Genomic DNA, 25,073 nt, shown 5'->3' on the forward strand with positions numbered 1-25,073 from the left:
CAGGATTACATTCATTAAACGTTACTTATCACTGTGTACAAATACATGCTTGGAAACTTCTGTCCCTGAAGGAGTGACGGCAGTCAAGCGCAGCGAACGTGATCGGTTAGTACGATTAAAAACAAAGGCACGCCCATCTTCTCCCGTCACCACAGTGGCAACCTGCGAGCGATTGCTCGTCACTTCAGCTCCAGCAACAGGCACGCCATCCTGCATAACTTTAACCCAAGTACCATGGTTCGATGGCGTTGCTGTCATTTTCAGTGCCGCGTTGGCGTTAAATGCTGCGGACATTATCAGCAAAGCCGTCGTTAGTTTCACTTTCATTTCTATTCCCCTATAACGTTAAGTTGTGTTCTTCTATGGGGGAAATATAAGGTCATCGGCGATTCGATCATACCGAGTAAATCAGAACAACTTATTCAATAACTTAATGAAACTAAATACGGAAAGTACAATTCACTGTCACCGGCCACCAAAACACCATGACACCATGACACCATGACACCATCGAGGCCTGTCCATCGACATTACGGAAGCATGATCAAGAGACGGTATCCAGAGCTAAACACATTACTTCGCCATCTGCTGCAAGGCTTGCATATAAAACGCCAATGGCCCAGCCATCATATCCACTGTTAATTCATCGCCCGACTGACACCCCATCGCTAAGGCATAGCCATGCAGATAATCAGCCAACATTGAAAGGGCATTGTTGCGAAGCGCTTCGCTCAGCGATAACTCAGCGGTAGCCAAATCAAAACGCTCGGTAAATACCGCAGCCGGGCCATGTGATGTCATACCGAGCAAGGTTTCCAGCAATCCCGGATATTGTGCCAGCAGGTTGAGGTAACTCTCGCACAGCTTTTCCAGTTCTTGCTGCCAAGCCCCTGTTGGCTCGGGGTGATAAATCTTTTCAACCAGCGAGACCGTGACCGCCTCCAGCAATGCCTGCTTGTTGGCGAAATAGTAATAAATCGCCATCGGATCCACTTCAAGGCTGGCGGCAAGCTTGCGGATGCTAGGGATCTTGCCGTCGTTTGCCATCAACGTGTTAGCACGTTCTATGATTCGCTCTTTGCTCAACGTGGTCGCTGATGTTGACGGCCTTCCCCGTTTTTTTCCCTTGACAGTCATTCTCAGATCTCTTTAAACTTCACATTATTCTACAATGTAGAATATTATAACTGAAACCGTTCCGGCCTTCCAAGCCAAATACACCAGCAACGTCGTATTAGGAGATCACCATGGCAAATATCGTCTACATTGCAACCAGCCTCGACGGCTACATTGCCGATAAGAACGGCGGCCTGGATTGGCTGCACAGTATCCCCAACCCAGAAGGTAGTGATTTTGGTTTCTATGGCTTCATGGAGCGGGTGGATGCCTTGGTGATGGGGCGAAATACCTTTGAGACCGTATGTGGCTTTGACTGTGAGTGGCCTTACAGCAAACCGGTTTTTGTGATCAGCAATAGCCTTAAAGCGATCCCTGAAGGCTTTCAGGACAAAGCATTTTTGGTCAGAGGGGAGCTGAAAAACATCATTGCTGAATTAAACGGCAAAGGCTTCAAGGAGCTGTATATCGATGGCGGGATAACAGTACAAAACTTCTTGGCCGAGGATCTCATCGACGAGATGATCATCACGACCATCCCTGTCGTACTGGGCGGAGGCAGCCCGCTATTTGGTGATTTACCTTCCCCGCTGCAGTTTGAGCTGACGAGCAGCGAAGTACTGATCAATGCCATAGTGAAAAACCACTACCTACGCCAACGGTGATGGTAATGATAGAGGCGGCTTTTCCATAACGCTAAACAGGGCGAAGTCATTCGGCTCGCCCACTTCCCTCCCAATACGCCAGCTCACTGCCAGCTGCAGCATTAAATACAAAAATAATCACGCAGCCCCTCTCACCCAACACAAAAATCAAAGACTTACCAATACTTGATGGGGTTACACCATCATAACTGACATTACATATGGGTGACGGTCAGTAATATCACACTCAGAACATGAGCAACTACCAAAGCTGTTCAACGAATCAGTACCCACAGAGTGAAAATAAAGGTGATCCCTATGAAAAAACGCCTACTGACCAGCCTAATGACAGCCAGCCTGATTGCTGGGCTCGGCCCAGTCCATGCAGCCGTAATGGAAGGATTTCCTGCCTCAGGTAAAACCCAAGTCACCGCCAGTAACTGGACGCAACCAACATTCAACCAATGGGCATTTCGCAATGTGGGTATCCACCCATCGGTTATGGTGCCACGCGATGGTGAAACAATATCTATCCCTTACAAAATGAATGACTCTCTGGAGCAAGCGACGTTTGAATACCAAGGGGAGAAATACACCTTGCTGGATGCACTCGTCGCCGATAATACCGACGGGTATTTGGTGATCAAAGACGGCCAAATTGTTTACGAGCGTTATTTCGGGGACTTCGGCCCTCGTGATCATCACCTATGGGCATCCAGTACAAAATCTTTGATTGGAATGGCCGCGGGGATCTTGGCCGAACAAGGCAAGCTCGATACTGAGAAGAAAGTAACTGCTTACATCCCCGAATTGAAAGGCAGCGCCTTTGCCGAGCGTACGGTACGAGATGTACTCAATATGATCACCGCGCTGGATTACAGCGAAGATTACGTCAACATGGAGCCCGGCGCGACCAGCACCGAATATTTCCGCCGTCTGGGTTTTATCCCCGCTTATGATCTCATGGCCCTCAATCCGGCCAAGGACGATACCCCGAGAGGGATCCAAGGCTTCTTGCCGAATATCCAGCAAAATGCGGACTTATCGCCACGCCATAAATTCGAATACCATTCGCCCAATGTCGATGTCATCGGCTGGATCATCGAACGTCAAAGTGGCCAACCGCTGCAAGCATTCGTGGCAGATAACATCTGGGGCAAGCTAGGTACCGAGCACGATGCCTTCTTCATCACCGATATTGCCTACACGCCGGTGGCGACAGGTGGCTTCAATACCACGCTGCGTGACTTTGCCCGTTTCGGCCTTGCCATGGCCAACAACGGCCAATACAACGGCGAGCAGCTATTCCCCGAGAAGTGGGTCAAAGAGACCTTTACCCTCAGCGAGACAGAGCGTCAGCATGTCAGCAACAGCCAGTACAAAGATACCGAACACGTCACTTATGACGATAAGCTAACTGGCTACAAGAACTTCTGGTGGATCCATGACGAGGAGAAAGGCATTGCCACGGCTCGCGGGGTGTTCGGCCAAACCTTGTACGTCAACCAGGACAAGAACGTGGTGATCGCAACGTTCTCCAGTGCACCGAGTGCCTCCAATGCGGCGAGGGACGCCTACAAGTTAAAACTGGATATCACCCATCAGCTAGCCGAACAGCTCTAGCCACCCATACATTCTGCTTTCATTTTACCGCCGGCCAAGCTCCGACCGTGGCCGGCGGCCTTTTCATTGCCATATAGACCGTAAAGCACTATCTAACTCCCACTCTCTCACCTGCATTCTTGCAAAAAATCGCTTCTAGAATTAGTTTCAATACTTGGCATCGCCGTTGGATCCCCTATGTTTACCCTCGAACAAATCTCTGCGTTTATCGCTGTTTACCAGCAAGGTTCGTACAGCGCTGCCGCCCGGGTGCTGGAAAAAGACCGCACCACCGTCAGGGAGCATGTCATAAGCCTCGAAGATAACTTGGGACTGCCGCTTTTTACCATTGTGGGACGCAGTGCAAGACCCACAGACTTAGCCCACCGCCTGTACCCGAGAGCAGAGATCCTCGCCCGCCAAGCCCAGGAGTTTACTCTGACGGCGCTTTCCGCCTTTGATCATGCCCTGACAACGCTCAACATCTACCACGACGTGCTGTTACCAGCGAGTATGGTGATCCAAATAGAGCAACAAGCCGCCGAGTATTTTCCCCAGCTCCAGCTCAATTGGCTCCACCGCAACCGCGATGAAACACTCAATGATCTGGTCTCGGGAGATGCCCACCTGGCCATCATGCCCAACCGCGGCAAGATTCTCCCTGAAAAGCAAATCGGATACCGTAGTCTAGGCATGCTGCCGCTTTCCATTTATGCGAGCAAAAACCACCCACTGGCAACGCAGCCTGAAGTCACAATCAGAGATCTCCAGCTCAACAAGCAATATATCAGCGAGAACCACTTGCGGGCAGGTATAGACATGATGAAGATCTCGCCTCACCAGCACATCATCAGCAATAATGATGTGTTGATTGCGCTACTGAAACATCAGGGATGGGCGGTATTGTCACGGATCTTTGCCGAAGAATATGTCGAAAGCGGCGATTTGATCGAACTAACACTGACCGATGTCGTCAATGCCCACCGCCATGGCCTTACCCTTTATTACCCCACCCAGCTAGAAAGTGATCCAACAATAAGCCAGTTCATTGACTGGTTCACCGACTATGCCAAGCAGTATATGAATTAATCGCCGACTTCCGCAGAGTTTCACTATTCAGCCTCGGTAAATCCCGATATTATCTATGGATAAAACCCAAAGGTAATACAATATGACCAATATGAATTTTGAACAGGCAGCCACCGAACTGCTAAACCGCCGTGTCGCTGGCACCAAAGCCGCTCGTCTTGCTGAGCAGCAGCGACCGACCAATGTGGATGATGCCCTGCAGATCCAGTCCTCAATGATTGACCAACACAGCGACAAGGTTGGCGGTTGGAAGTGCTTACTACCACTCTCAGACGACAAGTTTGTTGTGGCGCCGATTTTTGCCGATACCATTCAGAAAGGTAATCACTGTGAGCTATTTGCTGATAACAACGCTGTACGTATCGAACCGGAAATTGCCTTTATCCTGAATTCGGATCTGCCAGCGAATCCTGAAGGTTACAGCGAAGCACAAATCAACGAAGCCATTGGTCCATGCCACATGGCACTGGAGTTGATGCAGGCTCGCTTCGCCGATGACAGCGGAGCGGAATTCTTTGAAAAACTGGCGGATTGCCTGGTCAATCAAGGGATGTTCATTGGCTCGGAAATTGAGCGTGAGAAAGCATTTTCTGCGGCTAACATCGACATCACTGTCACACAAGGTGAGCAAGTACAAACTTTCGCTGGCGTACACCCTAACTCACTGCCTCAAAATCCTGTGTACTGGCTAATCAACACCATGACCCGCCGCGGCATGCACTTCTCTGCGGGCGAAGCGATTATTACCGGTTCGTACTGCGGTATCGTCGAGGTGGAATTCGAGAAGCCGACCACCATCAGCTATGACGGCATTGGTGAATACCAAGTAACCTTCATTGAGAAAAAATAATGGCTTAGGTAAGCCATTTTATCCGCATACTATCCAGCAGGGGGCCTGTCTCCTGCTGAAATCAATTTCCCAGCCGTTCACTCATTCCCCCCCTTAATCCAGCGTTCAAGATAAGCACTGCTGTAATCTGGTGAAGCGATACAATCCGCTAAAGCAGGATCCGGCACCAATGGGCCTATCTGGGTTCTATAAGGTACGAAGCCCGCCCAAACCGGTATATCAAGATCGGCTTCATCGTCATTGACTTCACCATTGCTGATTTTGACCGATGCTTCGGTCAAAGGGATCCGCAGCACCATGGTAGCCGCTAGCTCTTTGTCACTACTCAAGCGCACCTCTTGCGTTCTGCCCGGCGCAATCTGCTCGATGAAGTGATTCAGAAGAGAGTCCTTTTCTTGCCTACCCTCAACCCGTTCGAATGCACCAAATACCACCGCAGAGCGGTAGTGCGCACTGTGATGAAATGCCGACCGCGCCAATACCCAGCCATCGAACAAGGTGAAGGTCAAACACGTCTGGCTACCTTGCTTTAAGTTACGCATCAAGCGGCTGTTGTTGGCGCCATGGATATAAATGTAATCATCAACCCGCCATGCCAGCATCGGGATCACTATCGGACCGCTTTCTTCTACAATCGCGATATGTGCAACCAAGCTTTCATCGATGATCTGATAGAGCTTTGATTGATCAAATACCGCCTTCTTAGCGCTCTTCTTAATGTTTGTTCTCTTGGTGTTTGAAAGCATAATTCACCTCTTTGTCATAATCCTTTAATTGGCAATATAGAGCCAAACTGGTAACATCTTTAGTGCCAGTTTTGACAAAATAGTAGATCCAGTTATGCCATTACCCGACACTCCATTAATCGATATTGGCGATTTGACGCTAAGCACCGGCAAGGGTGCCAAGCAAGAGAAGTTATTTCACGCCGTCCGGGGGAAAGTCGTTTCAGGTCTTTGGCCCAAAGGAGGGAAACTGCCTTCAACCCGTGAACTTGCCAAGGCGCTATCTTTAAGCAGAAACACCATCATCGGCGCATATGAACACCTTTTAGCCGAAGGCTATATCGAAAGCAGGCAAGGCTCTGGGTATTTTGTGTCTGTCGAATTACCAGAACACTATCTCTTAGCAAATAAAAGCACGAAGGACTCGGCAACGCCATTGCCTATGGCAGCAGGCGATATCAATCGCCCCTTTGCACCGGGGATCCCGGATTTGGCGAAATTTCCTTACACCAAATGGCAAAAACTACTGCAACGGCATGCCTCCCGCCCATCTCTGCTCGGTAACCAGTCGATTCAAGGCAGTGAAGCACTACGCTCAGCACTCTCCAACTACCTTGCCACCAGCCGCTCGGTTCTGTGCAATCCAGGCAGGATCATCATTACCGCAGGCGCCCAGCAAGCCCTATCCATTGCCTTAATGGCGACGATGAAGAAACAAGATACGGTCTTGATGGAGCATCCCGGCTATATCCAAGCCCGAAAGATCATCTCACTGATGGGCTATGGCCACCAAGCTGTTGAAGTAAAAGAACACTCCGGACTCGATATACAGCAGGTTGTGGCTAGCGATGCCAAAGCCCTGTATGTCACACCGAGCAACCAATACCCGATGGGGACAACACTCAATACAGAAGATCGGCTTCAGCTCATCGATTGGGCAGTAAAAGGCAAACGTTGGATCATCGAGGACGATTACGATAGCGAATTCCAGTTTGCCCACCGGCCTTATACCAGCATGCAAGGTTTGGCAGGACAAATGGGCTGGGATAATCACGTTATTTACGTCGGCTCGTTTAGCAAAGTCATGTTTAACGGCTTGAGGCTGGGCTATTTAGTGGTTCCCGAATCCTTAGTACCCACCTGTTTGATGATCAAAGATGCGGTAACCGGTGACTCACCAACTCATACCCAAGCCGCATTAGCCGATTTCATTTCCGAGGGGGATTTACTTCGCCATATCCGCAAAATGCGCCGCTTGTACAAAGCCAAGCACCAGATGGTTTGCGAGTCGGTTGAGCAGCACTTTAACGGAGATATTGAAGTGATCAGCCAAGCTGCAGGGCTCCATGTCACGTTGAAATGGCACACCGGCATCGATGAAAATACATGGGTAGCGCGAGCAAACGACGCCGGCATCACTATCCGCGCACTAAATTATTATGAGCAAGCTAAGTCTGGCCAAAGAGGTTGGCATAGCGTTGTACTGGGCTTTGGCAATATTGCATTGGATGAGATTAATACCAAGATAAAATTACTCTCCCGGATGTTCTATCAATAAAGTGACAGGCCTTGGCCGTCGCCGCTGATGTTAAAATAGACAAAGACAAAAAAGCGGGAGCCAGGCTCCCGCATATTCACTTATTTCATAACTTGCCGAGGGGGTAAGTATTAACTTACCTGCAGCTCAGCAGCTTCAGACTTTACCAAACGGTACTTCTTCAACGAGATAGTGATTAGGCAAGTAACGATTGCACCAACCAGCATACACATCACGGCGATCACTGGCTTGTTCATTGCACCAAGCAAGGCAACAATCGGGCCTCCGTGGGCAACAGTGTTGGTAATACCGAACAAGAAAGCCATCACACACGCCACCATACTGCCGATAACGTTAGCTGGGATCACCGTCAGCGGATCACGCACTGCAAATGGGATAGCGCCTTCACCGATACCGACAAAGCCCATTGCCCCAGCCGCTTTACCGGCTTCGATTTCAGTCGGATCAAATAGCCCCATCTTGCGGCCAATCACTGTCGACATCCACATCGCCAGCGGCGGTACCGGGAATGCACAGGCCAAGGCGCCCATAAATTGGGTCTGGCCGCTGGCAATCATGCCAACGCCGAACAGGAAGGCCACTTTGTTAACCGGACCGCCCATATCAAAGCCAGACATCGCACCGAGGATCATACCCAAAATAATGATGTTACCGCCGCTCATGTTCACCAGCATGGCGTTCATCGAGTCAATCATGCCTGCTACCGGCGCACCGATAAGCGTAATGAAAATAACCGCAATGAAGAAGGTGCCAGACAATGGCGCGATAATAATGGGTACCAGAGGCTGCATGACTTTCGGGTAGTTGATGCTCGTCACCCAGCGGATAAAGTAGCCCACCAGCAAGCCGGCAATGATCGCGCCGATAAATCCAGTACCGACTTCCGAACCATAGAACGAGCCGTTGTTGGCAATCCAGCCACCGATAAGCCCCGGGGCCAATGCCGGACGGTCGCCTACTGCGTAAGCAATGTAACCGGCCAAAATCGGGATCATCAAGGTAAACGCCACCACGCCGACATCCAGTACCGGCTGCCAGAAACTGCCCTCAGGGATCTGCATCCCTTGCTCGGTTGGCACGCCGCCAATAGCCAGCGCCAACGCAATCAACAAACCACCGGTTACCACAAACGGGATCATGTACGACACACCGTTCATCAAATAGGTGTACAGTGCCGACGTCGCCTTGGTTTTCTGGGCTGGCTCACCAGTTTCAACGCTACCCTGAGCTTGGTAAGCCGGCGCCTGAAGCGCATTTTCAATCAATTGTTTGCCGCGTTTGATCGGCTCTTTTACGCCGGTTTTAACCAATTTCTTGCCGGCAAAACGGTTCATGTCGACCTGCTTGTCACAGGCAACGATGATGGCATCGGCACGGGCAATTTCCTCCGCGCTCGGGCTGTTCTTGATGCCTATAGAACCATTGGTTTCTACCTTGATCTCATAACCCAGCTCTGCCGCCGCTTTTTCCAAGGACTCGGCTGCTAGGTAGGTGTGCGCCACTCCGGCCGGGCACCCGGTTACACCAATCACAAACCCCTTAGGTCCATTCTTTGCCACCAGCTCAGGCTCGACCGGTTTTTTTTCTTCGAGCAACAATGCCAGCGCTTCTGCTGGTGTGTTCGCCGCAAGCAGAGCATCAACAAAGCCATCTTCAATTAACTTGCTTGATAGCTCAGCCAATACCTCGATATGGTGATCGGCGCCACCGTCAGGGGAGGCAATCATGAAAAACAGCTTTGACGGCAAGCCATCTTCCGAGCCGTAATCTATTCCCTGTTGGCAAATACCAATGACTACCGCAGGCTCAACCACGGCTTTACTCTTGGCATGGGGGATCGCAATGCCATCTTCAAAGCCCGTACTGCCTTGGTCTTCACGGGCCTGCAAGTCCGCAACAAATTGGGCTTTGTCATTAATTTTTCCCTCGCGCAACAAGAGCTCGGAAAGGGTATCAAACACGTCGTTTTTGGTGGTGACCTTCAAATCAAGGCACATCAAATTTTCATTTATAAGAGATGTGATCATGGCAAACTCTCTTTTTGTTGTAATGAGCGGCTTTGCCAGCAAAGCCGCTTAGCTGTAGGAACAGGTAGGTTCAGGTTTAGTTGCGTACGTAAGCCTTGATGGTGGCAATTTCCTGGCCTTCGCTTTCGCCATAAGGACGGATGACATACTCATCCACCGAGGCTGGGATAACGAACGTTTCTGCGTAATGCACCACGTACGGTGCAAAGGCCCCCGTCGGGCTCTCAACAATGGCCTCGCGCCCTTCAATAAGGTTCAGCACATTCACGTTACCGCCGGTCTTATGCGTCACCGCATGGGTAAACCAATGACGGCGGGTCTCGATAAACTCACGCTCATGCAATCCGGTACGCTCCTCACGCCAGCCGTCACCCTCGGCAATGAAATCGACGCGGTTAACCAAATTCTCCTCGGTCCAATCGGTATCGCGATCCCACTGAATCACTTCTTTACCGTGATCTAAGTGAACCGGGCGCGGTTGACCATCCATTCCCAAGCGATCCCAATCCCACAACTTAAAAGTAAAGATATAAGGTGTAGCGCTAATTTCCAGTACCATAGCATTCGTCCCCGAGCAGTGAATTGTGCCTGCTGGGATCAGAAAGTGATCATGCTTTTTGGCAGGGAATTTATTAATAAACCGATCATCATCAAACGATTTCTCACCGCGTTGCGCAGCCTGTAGGTCGGCCATCATGACATCTGGGTCTACGCCATTTTTCACCCCGAGATAGACCGTGGCATCATCACCCGCATCGAGCATGTAGTAGCTCTCGTCCTGGGTATAATGCATGCCAAATTCCTGCTGGATGTACTCGGTCAGCGGGTGAACCTGCAAGCTGAGGTTTTGCCCCTGCATGGTGTCAAGGAAGTCAAAGCGGATTGGGAATTCGGCACCAAAGCGGGCATGCACTTCTTCGCCCAGTAGCGCGCGAGGCTGGAGCATAACCAAATCCTGCGAGGGAATTTCGATTCTAACGCCATCGACCATCAGGTATAGGCTGTTCTCTTCAGGTACACAGTCAAAACACCACGCGTAGTTCGGCTTGTCCGGGTCGAGATCGCAGACCTCCTTCATCCACTGGCCACCCCAAACACCTGGGTCAAAAAACGGCACTAAACGGAAAGGCTGGCTTGCCGCCTGCTCAAGGCCAGCGCGGAATGCATCCCCGCTGATTAATTTAGGGGTACCGGCAACATTGGTATCAAGCAAGAAATCAGTACGCTTGAGCAACGGGGTTTTATAGCGATCGAATACCCGCCATTCAATGAAGAAAGCACGCTTATAACGGCGCAGGACGTCTTCGTCGGTATTATCCACGCCCCAGTTACCCACCTCACCACGGCGATAGCGCTGTTGAATTTCCCAGCGAGCCAAATCCGCATAGACATGGACATCGCCATCGTGGATCAAGGATGCCCCCGGCCCATAGACCACCACCAGCTTCGACTGGCTTTCATCCACATTGCGCTTCAAGGCAGACAGTTGCTCGTCATCGAAAAACTCGACCAGCTTATGCGGTGCAATCACACCAAATACCCGGTCATCAGTCACATGCCGCTCGATCATGGCGAAGATCTTCTGTTCCGGATATTTCGCCTGCTCTGAGCACTGCAGCAGTGCCTGAGGGAAAGCCGCAATCAAGGCCTGCTCCAAATCCTTCAGATCCACACCCGGGTAGCAGTCAACGACCAGTACGGTTTTATCTTTACCCAAAGCATGGATTTTGCTGTCGACGGCATCGAATAGGTTATCCCAGCCCTGCCAGCTCTGGCCGGCAAATCCCGTCACATCAACATGGGGAAATTTGTCGTAGTTAGCTTTTTGGTTATTCAAATAGCTCATGATTGCACCTCATCATTTCGTTGAGGTGAAGATATATCGATTAACCACCAACCATCAATTTGGTTAATATGTTTAACCACTCAGTTATAGTTTAAACGATTAACCTTGATAAATTGGCGTGATAGCAATCACAAAAATCCGGCTTTTTAACCATTATTATCAGATTAAACGATTAACCAGAGTTTGAACGAGTCATGGCTACTATTGTCGATGTTGCCAAGCACTGCGGGGTATCAACCGCCACCGTGTCTATGGTATTGAGAGATAAAGGCAGAATTTCAGACAGGACCCGCCAGCGGGTACTCCAAGCCGTTGATGAGCTAGGCTACGTCTATAACCAAACCGCGGCCAATTTACGAAACCAACACAGTAACCAAATCGGCCTGCTGCTCAATGATATTACCAACCCGTTTTACAGCGAAATGACCGCTGGGCTGAGCCAAGAAATGGAAGATAACGATCTGATGCTATTCTTGGCCAACAGCGAAGATGCCGTCGAGAGACAGAAAAAGTTTATCGAATCCTTGCTGAGCCAAAAAGCAGGGGGACTTGTTCTCTGCCCAGCCAAAGGGACGGATCAACAATTTCTGGCGACCCTTAAGCGGCGTCAATTACCGGTGATCTTGGCGGTGAGGGATATTGAAGGAACGGACTACGACTATGTTGGTACCGATAACTTTTATGGTGGCCAATTAGTTACCCAGCACTTGCTGGATTTAGGTCATCGCCATATCGCCTTTATCGGCGGTGAAAAAATCTCGAAAAACCGCGCCAGCCGGATGGGCGGTTACATGAGTAAATTGATCGAGTACAACATCTCACCTCAGCTAGGCTGGATGGCGACCTGCCCTGCGACCCGTAACGGCGGCGCCGCCGCGATGGAAACCCTACTAAAACACCATCCAGAAGTCACTGCAGTTGTGTGTTACCAAGATATTGTTGCCTTCGGGGCGATCCGCACCTTGCGCCAGCACCAACTCGAGCCGGGCAAGGATATTGCCATAACCGGTTTTGATGATGTCCCAGAAGCCGCCGACACGTATCCGGCCCTAACAACGATTTCAGTCTCGGCAAGAGAAATAGGCCGCCGCGCTGGCGAAGCCCTGCTCGACCGTATCCGCGGCAATACCGAGCCCCAAAAGCGGATCATTATTCCGCCCAAGCTGGTGATCCGCCAATCCTGCGGCACGACGGATATTGATAGCGCAAATCGCTGACAAAGACAATTTCACGGAACAATGATCAAGGAAAGATCCTTTATTGGCCTTGATCATTGTTCCACTATTTTGCTTGCCAGCACCATTGAGCAGGCTGGTAAACTGGGTGATCAATTAAACCAATAATCAGTTAATTCAAACTCAATAGGCCAGTAGCTATTGCTACTGGCCTCATTTTGGGTCTTAACTCTTACTCCACAGCAGAGCGCTATGGCAATTCCATCAACTACTGAACTTGTACCAACTTTTTTCCCCGTTTAATGGCTTCCATTAACTCTGTGCGCGCCTCTTCTTCGCTTATATCGGCTTCGCGCAGCTCAAGCTCCATCAGCAAAAATGAGGTTTTATTGTTTTTATTATCCTGAACACCTTTTTCAACAACTTCGAGGTTGGTATAGACACGATCTAATACACATGCGCCTATCGCAGCAGTACCTTCCGGTAGCGCTTGGCTAGAAACAAGCTTTGCCGCCGCAGCTGTCCCTTCAGGGATTTCAACTTCTTGCGGGTTGAAGCCCTTTTTCCATGCATTGATTTGTTTCAAGGCCGCTGGGTGCGAGGCTATCGTAATGATGCCGGTATCATTCGCGATATCTTGCTGATTCATCAATACACACATTTCGATAGGGGTCGTTATAAACGCCTTTGCTTCGACTAATCGATATTGCTGAAATGCCTCAACAGATGCCTGAACTAAACGGCCATCAATCGTGCTATTTTCGACCGCACTAAACGCAAGTGCACCACTGTCTACCGCTTGCTTAAATGTATTGGCTGGCGTGCCTGCAAATACAACCTCTGCCGTTAAATCCGGCTGCTTTTCAAAAAGCTTAACGATTGCAGCATCGTTGAAACTCCCTTTCGATGCTTGAGCAAAGATTTGCTCACTGGCGATTGTCGTATTTGAAACGAAAAGCGTGGCAGCCGTTATAGCCATACCCAAAGATCTGAACATCCGTAATTCCTTTACAGTTTGTTAATAGTTGACCTTTTAGTATGACAATTTCTTTCTCTTATTTTTATTAACCCTATCACTAATTACGGTCTGAGCAGTGGGTATTGGCATGAAGACTAGAACTAAAGGTGCAGGTATGCGCCTTCGGTAACATAGCGGACGTTGCCCTGGCTGCACGGTGGTTTAGCACACCAAAAATCCTATTGAAATTAGCTTCCCCCTTCTCTGTTTCCAACCAAAATCACATCCAGCTACCCAAGGCAGCAATCAGCAATTTTGCAGCAGCTTTTAACTAGTTTATTCCTTTGCAGCCGCCAATATATTGAGTAATCAGAATATATCTGCCGGCGATATATCGAGCTCTTCCACATTAAATTTAGGGGAATGAAAATGCTTACGGGTTACTGGTCCGTTGATGCCTTTATCATTGCAATAGTGGCGCTTTGCACCATTGTCGCGATGATCTTTGGTTACCTCGAGTGGACAGGAGGAGGCAACTTAACCTCGCCTAACCGCAAGCATGGCCCCAAGGAGTGAATATGAATACTAAGACGTTAGGTTATAGCACCATGATCGTCTCCGCGACGCTGATGGGCTTTGTCGGCTTATTTGCCCGCAATATCAATACCTCCGGAGACGTTATCGCTTTTACCCGGATGACGGTCGGCGCTATCTGTATTTTGGCTGTCCTGCTATACCAGCGGAAGATCCCCCAGCTATCATCAACCAAGCTGACCCCGAGTGTCATTGCCAGCGGGGCATGCCTTGGGCTATGTCTGGCAGCCTACGTGTCAGCGACGCAATATACCACCTTGGCCAATGCGGTGTTCCTGATCTACTCCGGCCCGGTATTCTCTACTATCCTCGCAGCCATCTTTCTCAAAGAGCGGATCTCTCGGCTAACAGCCATGCTGCTTACTGCTGTGTTCATCGGTTGCCTATTTGTCATTGGCATTATCAGTTATGACAGCCAGTCCGGCTTGGTGATCACCTTGTCCTTTTCTCGTGAGACTTTTGTCGGCGACATGCTAGGGCTTGCCTCTGGCGTTGGCTATGGCCTATACCTGTTTCTCAGCCGTTATCGCGCAGATGTGGGCTCAGATGTCCGCTCGTTCTTCAACTTCTTGTTTGGTGCCGTTGCTATCGGGATCTACTTCCTGATAAGCCCCCCATCGCTGGCTGCAATGGACGCCTCCTCTTGGGTCTGGCTCATTGCAATGGGCTTCTTTATCGGCTTTGGTGCCCTGTCCCTGCTGACTATTGCCGCCAAACACCTCAAAGCAGCTGAGCTGGCATGTGTCTCCTATTTAGAAACTGTGGTCGGTGCCGGGATTGGGATCCTATTGTTCAGTGAATCTCTCACCTTACTGCAAGCCATCGGTGGGCTCCTGGTCATTGGCGGGGGAATGGGGGAAGTGGTTATTGGTATGCGGAAAAAACACCAGCAGCCTAAACATGCCCAACTTGAACACTAGGAGTCGGACATGAACGCCTGGCTAAATTGGAGCCTTTTGCTTATCACCGTCATTGTGATGGCCGGGCTCGCCCTCTACAGCGATAAAATAGTCCGCAAAGCTAACGGTGAAGGCGGTTTCTTACTGGCCGCTAACACCCTGGGTCCTTTTGTAGGAGCTGCGACGATCGTCGCTACCGGCTTTTCTGGCTGGGGATTTATGGGATCACCAGGGGTGGCTTACAAATACGGTGCCATCGAGTTATTGGGCAATTTTTTCTTCGCTCCAGCAATGGTCTTTGCAGTGTTGTTCTGTGCCCGCTTCCTTCATCAGCGGGCCAGTAAAATCGGCAGCCTGACCATTCCTGAGTACATCGCCAGAAGCCACGACGGACCAGAGCCGATCAAGCGGATAACTCAAGCGGTCACTGCCATTATAACCATGGGGCTATTGCTGGTATTCCTTGTGGGACAGATTAAAGCGCTGGGGCTTCTCGCGGGGCAATGGCTAGGAATTGATGTCACCACAGCCTCGCTGCTAATGGTAGCAATTATTATCCTCTACACCTCGATTGGTGGACTGGCAGCCGTCGCATTTACCGACTGTTTTATGGTTATAGGTATGTGCGTGTCAGCCCTTATCATTGTGGTCACGATCTTTGCTGACTTATCCCCCAGCCAGTTGATAGATGGGCTCAATAACATCGATCCTGATTTGCTGGCTCCGCGGGATTCGGGCCCCTATGGCGCATCGGTTTGGCATGTCTTTTTAGTCTTGCCTTACGCTTTCATCTACAGTGCAACACTCCCCTATATGTCGGTTCGGTTTATGGCTCTGGCCAAAACCACCAAGCTCCACCATGTCGCCGCCTACATGACTCCGATCGCATGCTTGCTCAGCCTTGTCCCCCTTGCTGGGTTGTATGTCAGGATCAAGGTGCCTCATTTAGCTACCCCTGATGAGGCAATGCCGACATTCCTGATGCTGTTCTTATCACCCACAGTATCGGCCATCGTCACCTTGTTTATCCTGTTTGCAATGAAGTCCACCGCGAACTCAGTCCTGCACGCGATTGCCAGCTCAGTTTCCCATGACCTGCGGCAAGCCATCTGGCCTAACTGCAACCTTAATCACCGCCAACTGCTTACGCTTAACCGATTGGCCGTTATCCTATTAGGCTCGGCCGGTTTCCTATTGATGATCATTGCGCCACCTTTTATGTTGTCGATGCTCGCAATTCTTGGCTCTGGCACTCTGATGGCTGCATTGGTTGCGCCAACCCTCTTCGCTCAAGTTATCAAAACGAATATTTATGCCGCGCTCACCTCTATACTGATGGGTTTTAGCTCTGGGTGTCTCCTATTCTGGCAATTCAACTTGGGGTGGGTAGAGGCTCCCCTTTATGCCTCAGTACTTGCCTGCGGTAGTTACTGGTTTGTATCCCTCGTTTCTCAGCGCCATCGCCAAACTCAATATCTCCGGTTTAGGTAGGCATACTGAATGGGAAGACGCATAATTGCGCTTTCCCTTTTCCTTTTCCTCAGCTGGCATTGCCATAAAACTGTTTGGTAACTTGCCCGGCAATAGAACGCGAAGTATCAATCCCTTCTCTCATATCAATATGCTTGGCCCGGTATTCCCGTGGGGTTACCTTTAGCAAGCCTTTAAACTTGGCATTAAAATTCGATAACGATGAAAACCCCACTTCGGTACCTATATGGGCAATACTCCAATCTGTCGTCACCAGATACCGAGCAGCCTGTCTCACTCGTTGCTCTATTAAATATTGCCGAAAAGTAATTCCCATATTAGCGTGGAAGAAGCGGGAAAATGTACTGTCAGCCATATGGAGCTGGTCGGCAACCTTGGCAACAGATATTGATTCCCCAAGATGTTGGTCAATATATTTTAGGGCTGTGTGAACTCTATCCTCTGCCCGTTTAGAATTGGATATTTCGACGCAGTTATTAATTAAACAACACAGGGGTTTCTTCACCGATAAATGATTCAATAAACCCAGTAAGTTTAATACCTGAATAAAATCGAATGTATTGACCATCGGTTCAATATATTGCTGGATCGCATCCCCTTGGGGATCATCAAACAGCAGTCCACTTCGAGAGTCATCAAGCATCTGTTTAATCGCTTGAAACTGGATACTATCAACAAAGGTCTGCCCCAGAGCATTTAGCCTAAAATGCAATACATCACAATCAGCCTTTCTCTGTCCCCCAGATGAAAACAAAGATAGACGAAACGGGTTGAACGGTGCCAACAATACCAGTTGGCCGACTTTCAGCCGGTACTGGGTCGATGCAAGGTGCAGGGTACACCCAGCCGTTCGTGGCGCAACAAGAATATAATCAGCTCCAAAGATCATGTGTTTGGTTTCACTGACTTTCTGTAAATCAAACATAAGGAACTTCGGAGTATTGGCGATAACCCTCTGACACATAGACTTCACCTCCCAAGACAGTAGTCGTTATCTTTACCATTGTTTAAATAGATCTCCAAAGCTAGCTTACCAAAGCGTGATATACGCCTAGCCAATGACAAATTTATAGATAATCACACATAACCATAAATAAAAATCAGATTTCAATCCTAAAAGAATGGATATTAACGGATAATTATTCCATTACCGTGAAATATTTTTCAATGCTGTTTGGGGTAAATTAAACCAGCAGAAAAACATTAGTTTTCGGCACTATTTGGCTATTACAAAATCGCCATTCTCGCAAAATAAGACTCATTGAACAGCAATAGTTTGCTATTCAACCCAACAGTATTAATTCGTTTATTTTGTGGAGTGTTTGTCATGAGTGTTTCAAACGATCTATACCCAAATGCATCTCTACCCCTTGATAGAAAGGAATCTGGCGTACCCTATACCCGAGAAGGTCTACATGTAGAATCCTATAATGATTTTGACCCACTCCGCCATGTCATCGTCGGTATTGCCGATAACCAACATATTCCAGAAGCCTGCCCAGCCAGCAATGAAAAAATCCCTGCCGATTCTCCAATGAGAGGCAGCAAGGCTGGCCGTCGAACTCAGGAAAGCATAGAACGCGCCAACGAATGCCTAAATGGTTTTGCCAAAACATTGGAAGATCGCGGGATCATTGTTGACCGCCCGGGAGCTGTGGATTGGCACCAGCGAATTACAACCCCTGACTTTAGTATCAGTTCCGGTTTCGGCTGTATGCCACCGCGCGACTGCTTACTGACCATGGGTAAAAGTATATTGATGGCACCAATGAGTTTCAGAAGCCGCTACTTCGAATACTTAGCCTATGTAGATTTACTGCGTGAATACTTTGAATCAGATCCAAACTGCTTGATTGAGCAGGCACCGCGCCCACGCCTGGCCGATGAAAGCTTCCGTATGGACTACGTCGCCGCTTACGAGTACTTATCTGATGAAGAGACCATGGCGCGCTCCCTGCGCAAAGAATACAGTACAAAAGAAACCGATATTTTATTCGATGCCGCGGATGTGATGCGTTTAGGCAAAGATATCTTTGTCCAGCACGGCCTGACAACCAACTTGGCCGGGGTCCGTTGGCTAAAACGTAAATATGAGCCACAAGGGTATCGTATTCACACCCTGAGCTTCGAGGATAACCACCCTATCCATATTGATGCGACGTTCTGCCCACTGCGCCCGGGATTGATGCTACTGAACCCACACCGTCCACTGTTCAAAGGCCAGCGAGATATCTTCGAGAAGAACGGCTGGGAAATTGTTGAAGCGGTTTCACCTGCTTGGGATAACCCACCACCACTGTGTTACTCAAGTACCTGGCTATCAATGAATACGTTGATCCTTGACCATAAAACCGTATGTGTCGAAGCCTCTGAGCACCCACAAATGGAACAGTTCGATAAGCTAGGCTTCGAGGTCATCCCTGTCGACCTACGCGATGCTTACGCCTTTGGTGGCGGCCTGCACTGCGCAACCGCCGATGTATGGCGTGAAGGCACCTGCGAAGACTACTTCGGCAACCAATTCTTCGGCGCCCATAGTGTCGAGTTCTGGGAATACTAACAGGTACCAGTAAGCCCTAAAAAAGCCTGACGGTGATACCGTCAGGCTTTTCTTTGTTTAAAGCTAACCCATCCCATCAATGCAAGAAGGTACTGCCTTCGCTGGCACTGGTGGCGGTCAGATCACCGGCCGGGTTGATCAGGTGCGGTAGGATTTTCGGCAGGTTCAATTCAATGTCTTGGTCTTCAACAGGGTTAATGTTGATATGGTACCAACCCAACAAACCCAGTACGGCATAGCCAATCGCATCATCACTGTCGCGATGCTCAATGATGATTTGCAAGAAGCGCAAAATCGTCTTGTCTTTGGTTTTAGCCTGCTCGAAGGTTTCGTTAAAAATGGCTACTGACTCTTCAATCAGCCCTGCAAATTCAGTTTCGATTGCGACTTTGAAGGAGCCGCCATCAACAGAAATTTTCATATTAATATCACCAGATTAAGTCTTGTCGTGATTCCTGCCGTGATAGTAGCGGAAAGGCGGGAAATTGTCGTAGTAGACACATCAAATTCCGCATTAATTCGCACTTTTATTGATGTATTCGATGTAGAACAAAACCCCTTCTACAATCAAGCGTAACTCAACTGTCTTCCATCTGCCGTGCCAGTTGTCGCGATACATGCTCGGGGCTCTGGGTGTGGCGGGCCAGCAAGCGGTACATCACCGGGATCACAATCAAGGTAAACAAGGTGGCGACCGTGATGCCGCACAATACAACTATGCCAATGACAACACGGTTTTCAGCCCCCGCCCCCGTAGCCAGAATCAATGGAATCGTGCCGGCGATGGTGGTAATAGCTGTCATCAAGATAGGGCGCAAACGCTCGGAGGCAGCTTCAAGCAGGGCCTCATCAAATGCCATCCCCTGATCGCGCAATTGATTGGCAAACTCGACAATCAAAATACCGTTCTTGGCCGACAAACCAATGAGCATGATAAGGCCAATCTGCGAGTAGATATTGAGTGTCTGGTCGGTGAAATACAGCCCGAGCAAGGCCCCGAGCGTGGCCAGCGGCACAGTAAGCATAATAACCAAAGGGTGGATATAGCTTTCAAATTGCGCAGCAAGTACCAGAAACACCACCACCAGTGCCAAGGCAAAAATAAACACAATCGACGTGCTGGAATCTTGATAGTCTTTCGACGCGCCTTTGTAGTTGACCACTGCATCGGCAGGCAACAGCTCATCAACCAGGCCATTGAGGTAACCCAAGGCTTCACCCAAAGTATAGCCATCAGCCAAATTAGCCTCGAGGGTGATCGCCCTAACCCGGTTATAGCGGTTGAGCTGCGGCGCGCCGGCGTATTCATCGACACGGATCAGGCTCGATAACGGAACCAACGCCTCTGCCTGCTCAGCCCTAACATACAAGTTTGCCAAATCGGCAGCGGTATTTTGCCGCTCACGCTGACCTTCGATGACCACATCGTATTCTTCACCACGCCACGTGTAAGTCGTTACCTGGCGGGATCCGAGCATGGACTCAAGGGTCTGGCCAATCGTTTTTAACGACACACCGAGATCGCCAGCCCGATCGCGATCTATCACGATCCGAAGCTGAGGCTTGGTTTCCTTGTAGTCGTGATCCAGCCCGACAATACTGGCATTGCTGGCTGCCGCTTCAAGTATGGTATCCCGCCACTGAGCCAGCTCTTCATAACTGCCGCCCCCCAACACAAACTGCACCGGCTTGCCGACCCCACGGCCGAACGGCTGCCGCATAACCGGAAAAGCAGTGATCCCCGCGAGATCACCCAGCCGCCTGTGAATATCACCAATAATCGCTCCTGCCGGGCGGCGCTTAGCCCAATCTTCCAGTACTACGATGGCAAAGCCATTGGAGAAGTCAGCAACTCTTCCCCATCCTCGCGGTGCACGGATCAGCAAGCGTTTGATCTCGCCCGCTTCCACCAATGGCATCAGGCGATGCTCGACCTCGTTCATATAAGGCTGGATAAAATCAAAGCTTGCCCCCTGCGGGCCATTGATGATGATAAACATCGCGCCCCTGTCCTCTCGCGGGGCAAACTCAGAGGGAAGGCGCTGCTGCAGCCAGCCACAGGCAACCAGCACCAGTACCAAGGCCACAATCACCCGGCGCGGGCGCTCTATTGCATGGGCCAACATGCCCTTGTAACTCGACGTAAGTGCAGCCATGGCACGACTACTGAGCCTGACCAAGCCGCTTTCCTTGTCGATCGGTTGCATCAGTTTCGAAGCCATCATCGGGCTCAACGTCAATGCCACCAAGGATGACAGCATCACTGCGGCACTGATGGCAATGGAGAACTCACGGAATAATTTGCCCAGATCCCCTTCGAGAAAGCCAATCGGCAGGAAGACAGCCACCAGCACTACTGTCGTGGCAATAATGGCAAAACTGACCTGCTTGGCGCCGAGAAACGCCGCTTTAAGCGGTGGCTCACCGCTACTGATACGGCGGTGGATATTCTCCAGCATCACAATCGCATCATCGACCACAATACCGATCGCCAAAATCAATGCCAGCAAGGTCAACAGATTAAGGGTAAAACCCAAGGCATAGAGCACCGTAAAGGCGCCAATCAGCGAGACCGGTAAAGTCAAGGCGGGGATCAGCATGGCACGGACACTACCAAGGAAAAGATATATCACTGCCACCACCAGCCCGAGGGCGATCAACAGGGTTTTGTAGACCTCGTCTATCGAGGCTTGGATGAACACCGAGGAATCATAGGAGCGCTTGATTTCCATTCCCGGAGGCAAGGTGGGATTAAGCTGATCCACCAAGTCATTGGCCGCCTTGGCCACATCCAAAGTGTTGGCCTTTGACTGGCGAGTGATCCCTATTCCAATCATATCCTGGGTATTACCCCGGAAGGTGATCCGGTCTTCTTCGGCGGCCAGCTCCACCTTGGCCACATCGCCAAGCCTGATCAAATAACCATCATCACCGCTCCCGACGACCAAGCGGACAAAATCTTCCGGGGATACAAAGCTGCGCTGAGTACGTACTGTAAACTGGCGGCTCTGCGATTCCACCGAGCCTGCAGGCAATTCGATATTGTCATCCCGCAGGGCATCTTCGATATCAGTGACGGTCAAGCCCCTCGCCGCTAACTTCTGGCGGTCGATCCAGATCCTCAAAGCATAAGATTTGCCTCCGCCAAGACGGATCCCCGCCACCCCATCGAGCACCGAGAAGCGATCAACCAGATAACGGCGGGCATAGTCGGTCAGCGCCAGCGTATCCATTCGGTCCGAGACCAAGTTGAGCCACATGATCACTTCCGAGCCAGCGGCCGCCTTCTGTACTTCAGGCGGGTCAGATTCATCGGGTAAGTTGTTGAGAATACCGGCAATGCGGTCACGGACATCATTGGCCGCGGCATCGATATCACGGCCAATGGAAAACTCCAAGGTCACGCTGGAACGACCATCCCGGCTCCTCGAGCTAATCGAGCGGATCCCTTCAAGGCCTGCGATCCTATCTTCAACCAACTGGGTGATCCGCGTTTCGACGATGGCGGCCGACGCCCCCCGGTAGCTGGTGGATATGGTCACTACCGGCGGGTCAATGTCGGGATATTCCCGCAGCGGCAGCCGTTCGAACGCCACCAAGCCAAACACCACGAGCAGAAGGCTGATCACCGATCCAAGAACCGGACGGGTGACAGAGATATCCGACAACCACATCAGCCAACCTCCCTAAAGGTAAAGCGTTCCTGTTCGCGGATCTCCACTTTTTGCCCCGGCCTCACCCGCTGGATCCCCCGGGTGATCACCCGTTCACCTTCCTCGATACCTACCAGCACTTCTGCCTCACCCCGGCGACGGAAGCCCAGCTCTACCTCGCGCTGCTCGACAATGCCCTCCTCCCCAACCACAAACAAAAAGTGTTGCTGCTGACGGGACACCAAGGCTTCTTCCGGCACCACCAACCCCTGATGTTCACCAACAATCAAGGAGAGAGTCATCAACATACCGGGCCGCAACCGTAAGTCACGGTTGGCGATATCGGCCCGTACCACCATTGCACGGGTCTGGGGATTGATCCGGCTATCGATACTGGCAACTTGACCACGGAATATTTCATCAGGGTATGCGGCGGCACTTGCCTCGATCACCGCGCCTTGGGCTACCAAACCGAGAAAGGCCTCGGGAATAGAGAAATCGAGTTTTACCGTGGCAATATCATCAAGGGTGGTGATCACCGCTCCCGGCGTCAGCAGTGCACCGGGACTGATCTGGCGAAATCCCAACACACCGGAAAATGGTGCATGAATATACCTTGCAGCCAATTCGGCCTCAATCTGGGCCAACACCGCCTTGGCCACTTCGATATCAGTATAGATAGCATCCAGCTCAGAACGTGCAATGGTATTGCGTTTGACCAGCCCTTCAATACGCTTGTATTCGCGACGTTGCTCTTTGAGATTGGCCTTGGCAGCCCGTACCTTTGCTTGCTGCTCGTCGGCATGCAAAGTCACCAGCAACTGGCCGGCTGAAATAAATTGGCCATCTTCAAACAGGACCCGTTCGACTTTTTCAGTTACTTTGGCGGTAAGCACTACCGATTCACGTGACTTTACGGTGCCCAGCGCTTCCACTTCACGCCGGACCACTTTTTTCTGCACCTCGGCCACCACTACCGTTGGGGTGGGCATTGAGCGCCCAGCAGACACGCCAGCAGACAGGTATTCCTTGTAGGCAATACCTGCCACCAGCAAAGCGAGGATCAACAAACTGAACAGAGTCCCTTTCAATCGCACACAGTATCCTTCTGAAGGGAATGGAAAAATAACAGCAGATATAGTCAGTATAGGAAGGGAGACGCGGGGGGGCGGTGAAATTGACCATTAAGTCTGGTCTATGTCACCGCTCAAAGGAATAAGTCAGAAAAGGAAGCCTATCGCGGGTGATCAATACGATTAATCGAGTCCCAAGTAGGCAAGCAATGCGCGAAGCTCTGCGACTGTTTTAATTTTAAATTTACTCACAGGCGCATAGGCAAGCTCGGAAATTTTCTGCAAATTACTGTTTCGGCCGTAACGCTCTGCTGACGGTGACGTCGCCGGATAGTCAACCTTGCCCAGAGCCAACAAGGGCCCTTCAACTTCAGCAGTCAGGAGCCATAAGTTAGCCGTCTTGGTTTTCTCAACGACAAACACGCCGCTGGCTACGGGGCCCATGCTATCACCCGGCTTAAAACCAAGTGGCTTAAGGTACTTGGTCTCGCGATAGGCAGCGTGTGCCACCAAGCCTTGGGCAAGCAAAATATCAACAACCTCAGCGGAACTGATCTTGTCGCTCCCCGCCCTTTGCTGCCATGCCTCGCCCATCTCAATCTTTTTCAAATGGGCCTTCTTCCGTTGAAGCTGATCCGGGCTCTCCCTGGCATCCGTCTCACTGACCGTTTTGAAGTAACGCCGGCCCGACAACCAAGCCAACAATGCTTCATGACGCCCGCCGTCAGCTGGGGTTTCATGGTACAGCCGCCAAAACTCTTTGATACCCATCAAACGGGTCGGCTGCGTCATATCCTTGGCTGCCAAGCGGTTAATATCTTCTTCACTCAACGGATAGTCGATATAATCGGCATCGTACAACGCCACATAGCTGAGGAAATTCGCCGTCAACGCTGCAAAATACTGCAGCACTTCATAATGCTCCTCCTCGAGTAACCCACGATCACCGCCCAATCGCTCGCACCAGTCATCCATCACGGCAAGCGTCGATTGCAGCAAATTCAACCACGCGATCGGTGATAGAGCCCCTTGCCAGTCAACTAAGTCATCAACCTGCAACGTTCCCCTCTCGCAACGCTCAAGCAGTGATATCAGTGGCGCCTTGCTCACATCCGTTATCACGCCGGGGTACACTTGCTCCAGACATTGCTGAAGCACTTCCAGTCGATCTTCAAAACCCATAAATCTCGCGAAACCCCAAAATAAAACCAAA

The 25,073-nt window shown here is 50.4% G+C and carries 21 protein-coding genes; 10 read left to right on the forward strand and 11 right to left on the reverse strand.

All coding sequences use genetic code 11. The annotated features are described in order from the left end of the window. Positions 1-21: 21 nt before the first annotated feature. Both L4D79_RS09110 and L4D79_RS09115 read right to left on the reverse strand, forming a co-directional pair. Positions 22-327, reverse strand: coding sequence for a hypothetical protein (locus tag L4D79_RS09110; protein ID WP_428650268.1), 306 nt, complete (start codon positions 325-327; stop codon positions 22-24). 246 nt (positions 328-573) lie between these two features. After that, a complete protein-coding gene (locus L4D79_RS09115) occupies positions 574-1,137 on the reverse strand; it encodes a TetR/AcrR family transcriptional regulator (RefSeq protein ID WP_428650271.1) in 564 nt (187 codons plus the stop codon). Between the two features lie 110 nt (positions 1,138-1,247). Between L4D79_RS09115 and L4D79_RS09120 the strand changes: the two genes are divergently transcribed. The 4 genes from L4D79_RS09120 (at position 1,248) to L4D79_RS09135 (ending at position 5,301) form a co-directional block, all read left to right on the forward strand. Continuing rightward, positions 1,248-1,781, forward strand: a complete 534-nt coding sequence (locus L4D79_RS09120) for a dihydrofolate reductase family protein (protein WP_428650274.1) — start codon at positions 1,248-1,250, stop codon at positions 1,779-1,781. A 297-nt stretch (positions 1,782-2,078) separates the two neighbouring features. Then, a complete protein-coding gene (locus L4D79_RS09125) occupies positions 2,079-3,383 on the forward strand; it encodes a serine hydrolase domain-containing protein (protein WP_428650277.1) in 1,305 nt (434 codons plus the stop codon). 177 nt (positions 3,384-3,560) lie between these two features. Further along, positions 3,561-4,451 carry a LysR family transcriptional regulator gene (locus L4D79_RS09130; RefSeq protein WP_428650279.1) on the forward strand — a complete coding sequence of 297 codons (891 nt, stop codon included), beginning with the start codon at positions 3,561-3,563 and terminating at the stop codon, positions 4,449-4,451. Between the two features lie 82 nt (positions 4,452-4,533). After that, positions 4,534-5,301, forward strand: a complete 768-nt coding sequence (locus tag L4D79_RS09135) for a hydratase (protein ID WP_428650282.1) — start codon at positions 4,534-4,536, stop codon at positions 5,299-5,301. Between the two features lie 77 nt (positions 5,302-5,378). On the opposite strand, the gene L4D79_RS09140 is transcribed toward L4D79_RS09135, so the two are convergent. After that, complete coding sequence (locus L4D79_RS09140) at positions 5,379-6,047, reverse strand: pyridoxamine 5'-phosphate oxidase family protein (RefSeq protein WP_428650285.1); 669 nt, start codon at positions 6,045-6,047, stop codon at positions 5,379-5,381. A 94-nt stretch (positions 6,048-6,141) separates the two neighbouring features. On the opposite strand from L4D79_RS09140, the gene pdxR reads away from it, so the two are divergent. Beyond that, the gene (gene pdxR, locus L4D79_RS09145; RefSeq protein ID WP_428650287.1) at positions 6,142-7,584 is read left to right on the forward strand and encodes a MocR-like pyridoxine biosynthesis transcription factor PdxR; all 1,443 of its coding nucleotides are present in this window, start codon (positions 6,142-6,144) and stop codon (positions 7,582-7,584) included. 110 nt (positions 7,585-7,694) lie between these two features. Here the strand turns inward: pdxR and L4D79_RS09150 are convergent, their stop codons facing one another. Both L4D79_RS09150 and L4D79_RS09155 read right to left on the reverse strand, forming a co-directional pair. Next, on the reverse strand, positions 7,695-9,611 hold the full coding sequence (locus L4D79_RS09150; protein WP_428650289.1) for a PTS fructose transporter subunit IIABC: 1,917 nt from the start codon (positions 9,609-9,611) through the stop codon (positions 7,695-7,697). 76 nt (positions 9,612-9,687) lie between these two features. Then, on the reverse strand, positions 9,688-11,457 hold the full coding sequence (locus L4D79_RS09155; RefSeq protein WP_428650292.1) for a class I mannose-6-phosphate isomerase: 1,770 nt from the start codon (positions 11,455-11,457) through the stop codon (positions 9,688-9,690). Between the two features lie 194 nt (positions 11,458-11,651). Here L4D79_RS09155 and L4D79_RS09160 point away from each other — a divergent pair, with 194 nt between their 5' ends. Further along, a complete protein-coding gene (locus L4D79_RS09160) occupies positions 11,652-12,674 on the forward strand; it encodes a LacI family DNA-binding transcriptional regulator (RefSeq protein ID WP_428650295.1) in 1,023 nt (340 codons plus the stop codon). A gap of 226 nt (positions 12,675-12,900) precedes the next feature. On the opposite strand, the gene L4D79_RS09165 is transcribed toward L4D79_RS09160, so the two are convergent. Beyond that, positions 12,901-13,629, reverse strand: coding sequence for a prephenate dehydratase domain-containing protein (locus L4D79_RS09165; RefSeq protein ID WP_428650297.1), 729 nt, complete (start codon positions 13,627-13,629; stop codon positions 12,901-12,903). 390 nt (positions 13,630-14,019) lie between these two features. Between L4D79_RS09165 and L4D79_RS09170 the strand changes: the two genes are divergently transcribed. The 3 genes from L4D79_RS09170 to L4D79_RS09180 are packed head-to-tail and all read left to right on the forward strand — an operon-like array spanning position 14,020 to position 16,574. Beyond that, entirely contained in the window at positions 14,020-14,166 is a 147-nt protein-coding gene (locus L4D79_RS09170) for a hypothetical protein (protein WP_428650300.1), read from the forward strand. 2 nt (positions 14,167-14,168) lie between these two features. Beyond that, positions 14,169-15,104, forward strand: coding sequence for a DMT family transporter (locus tag L4D79_RS09175; protein ID WP_428650303.1), 936 nt, complete (start codon positions 14,169-14,171; stop codon positions 15,102-15,104). 9 nt (positions 15,105-15,113) lie between these two features. Then, a complete protein-coding gene (locus tag L4D79_RS09180) occupies positions 15,114-16,574 on the forward strand; it encodes a sodium:solute symporter family protein (protein WP_428650305.1) in 1,461 nt (486 codons plus the stop codon). Positions 16,575-16,623: 49 nt separating this feature from the next. On the opposite strand, the gene L4D79_RS09185 is transcribed toward L4D79_RS09180, so the two are convergent. Next, entirely contained in the window at positions 16,624-17,538 is a 915-nt protein-coding gene (locus tag L4D79_RS09185) for a helix-turn-helix transcriptional regulator (RefSeq protein WP_428650308.1), read from the reverse strand. 363 nt (positions 17,539-17,901) lie between these two features. Here L4D79_RS09185 and L4D79_RS09190 point away from each other — a divergent pair, with 363 nt between their 5' ends. Further along, complete coding sequence (locus L4D79_RS09190; protein ID WP_428650310.1) at positions 17,902-19,134, forward strand: serine/threonine protein kinase; 1,233 nt, start codon at positions 17,902-17,904, stop codon at positions 19,132-19,134. Between the two features lie 76 nt (positions 19,135-19,210). On the opposite strand, the gene L4D79_RS09195 is transcribed toward L4D79_RS09190, so the two are convergent. The 4 genes from L4D79_RS09195 to L4D79_RS09210 all read right to left on the reverse strand — a co-directional run bounded on the left by L4D79_RS09195 (position 19,211) and on the right by L4D79_RS09210 (position 25,042). Then, positions 19,211-19,555: a hypothetical protein gene (locus tag L4D79_RS09195; RefSeq protein WP_428650312.1), complete on the reverse strand. Its 345-nt coding sequence runs from the start codon at positions 19,553-19,555 to the stop codon at positions 19,211-19,213. Positions 19,556-19,712: 157 nt separating this feature from the next. After that, a complete protein-coding gene (locus L4D79_RS09200) occupies positions 19,713-22,808 on the reverse strand; it encodes an efflux RND transporter permease subunit (protein WP_428650315.1) in 3,096 nt (1,031 codons plus the stop codon). After that, a complete protein-coding gene (locus L4D79_RS09205; protein ID WP_428650317.1) occupies positions 22,808-23,884 on the reverse strand; it encodes an efflux RND transporter periplasmic adaptor subunit in 1,077 nt (358 codons plus the stop codon). The genes L4D79_RS09200 and L4D79_RS09205 overlap by 1 nt, the downstream gene beginning before the upstream one ends. Positions 23,885-24,043: 159 nt before the next feature. Then, on the reverse strand, positions 24,044-25,042 hold the full coding sequence (locus L4D79_RS09210) for a hypothetical protein (RefSeq protein WP_428650320.1): 999 nt from the start codon (positions 25,040-25,042) through the stop codon (positions 24,044-24,046). Between the last annotated feature and the right edge of the window lie 31 nt (positions 25,043-25,073).

Source organism: Photobacterium satsumensis, assembly GCF_050336935.1.
GTDB classification, from domain to species: domain Bacteria; phylum Pseudomonadota; class Gammaproteobacteria; order Enterobacterales; family Vibrionaceae; genus Photobacterium; species Photobacterium satsumensis.

Excerpts from the sequence above, each read along its gene's own strand:
- L4D79_RS09120 (WP_428650274.1), top strand. The coding sequence starts at position 1,248 with ATGGCAAATATCGTCTACATTGCAACCAGCCTCGACGGCTACATTGCC.
- L4D79_RS09180 (WP_428650305.1), top strand. The coding sequence starts at position 15,114 with ATGAACGCCTGGCTAAATTGGAGCCTTTTGCTTATCACCGTCATTGTG.
- L4D79_RS09155 (WP_428650292.1), bottom strand. The coding sequence starts at position 11,457 with ATGAGCTATTTGAATAACCAAAAAGCTAACTACGACAAATTTCCCCAT.
- L4D79_RS09175 (WP_428650303.1), top strand. The coding sequence starts at position 14,169 with ATGAATACTAAGACGTTAGGTTATAGCACCATGATCGTCTCCGCGACG.
- L4D79_RS09165 (WP_428650297.1), bottom strand. The coding sequence starts at position 13,629 with ATGTTCAGATCTTTGGGTATGGCTATAACGGCTGCCACGCTTTTCGTT.
- L4D79_RS09170 (WP_428650300.1), top strand. The coding sequence starts at position 14,020 with ATGCTTACGGGTTACTGGTCCGTTGATGCCTTTATCATTGCAATAGTG.
- pdxR (WP_428650287.1), top strand. The coding sequence starts at position 6,142 with ATGCCATTACCCGACACTCCATTAATCGATATTGGCGATTTGACGCTA.
- L4D79_RS09160 (WP_428650295.1), top strand. The coding sequence starts at position 11,652 with ATGGCTACTATTGTCGATGTTGCCAAGCACTGCGGGGTATCAACCGCC.
- L4D79_RS09130 (WP_428650279.1), top strand. The coding sequence starts at position 3,561 with ATGTTTACCCTCGAACAAATCTCTGCGTTTATCGCTGTTTACCAGCAA.
- L4D79_RS09190 (WP_428650310.1), top strand. The coding sequence starts at position 17,902 with ATGAGTGTTTCAAACGATCTATACCCAAATGCATCTCTACCCCTTGAT.
- L4D79_RS09210 (WP_428650320.1), bottom strand. The coding sequence starts at position 25,042 with ATGGGTTTTGAAGATCGACTGGAAGTGCTTCAGCAATGTCTGGAGCAA.
- L4D79_RS09135 (WP_428650282.1), top strand. The coding sequence starts at position 4,534 with ATGACCAATATGAATTTTGAACAGGCAGCCACCGAACTGCTAAACCGC.
- L4D79_RS09200 (WP_428650315.1), bottom strand. The coding sequence starts at position 22,808 with ATGTGGTTGTCGGATATCTCTGTCACCCGTCCGGTTCTTGGATCGGTG.
- L4D79_RS09185 (WP_428650308.1), bottom strand. The coding sequence starts at position 17,538 with ATGTGTCAGAGGGTTATCGCCAATACTCCGAAGTTCCTTATGTTTGAT.
- L4D79_RS09140 (WP_428650285.1), bottom strand. The coding sequence starts at position 6,047 with ATGCTTTCAAACACCAAGAGAACAAACATTAAGAAGAGCGCTAAGAAG.
- L4D79_RS09150 (WP_428650289.1), bottom strand. The coding sequence starts at position 9,611 with ATGATCACATCTCTTATAAATGAAAATTTGATGTGCCTTGATTTGAAG.
- L4D79_RS09125 (WP_428650277.1), top strand. The coding sequence starts at position 2,079 with ATGAAAAAACGCCTACTGACCAGCCTAATGACAGCCAGCCTGATTGCT.
- L4D79_RS09115 (WP_428650271.1), bottom strand. The coding sequence starts at position 1,137 with ATGACTGTCAAGGGAAAAAAACGGGGAAGGCCGTCAACATCAGCGACC.
- L4D79_RS09195 (WP_428650312.1), bottom strand. The coding sequence starts at position 19,555 with ATGAAAATTTCTGTTGATGGCGGCTCCTTCAAAGTCGCAATCGAAACT.
- L4D79_RS09110 (WP_428650268.1), bottom strand. The coding sequence starts at position 327 with ATGAAAGTGAAACTAACGACGGCTTTGCTGATAATGTCCGCAGCATTT.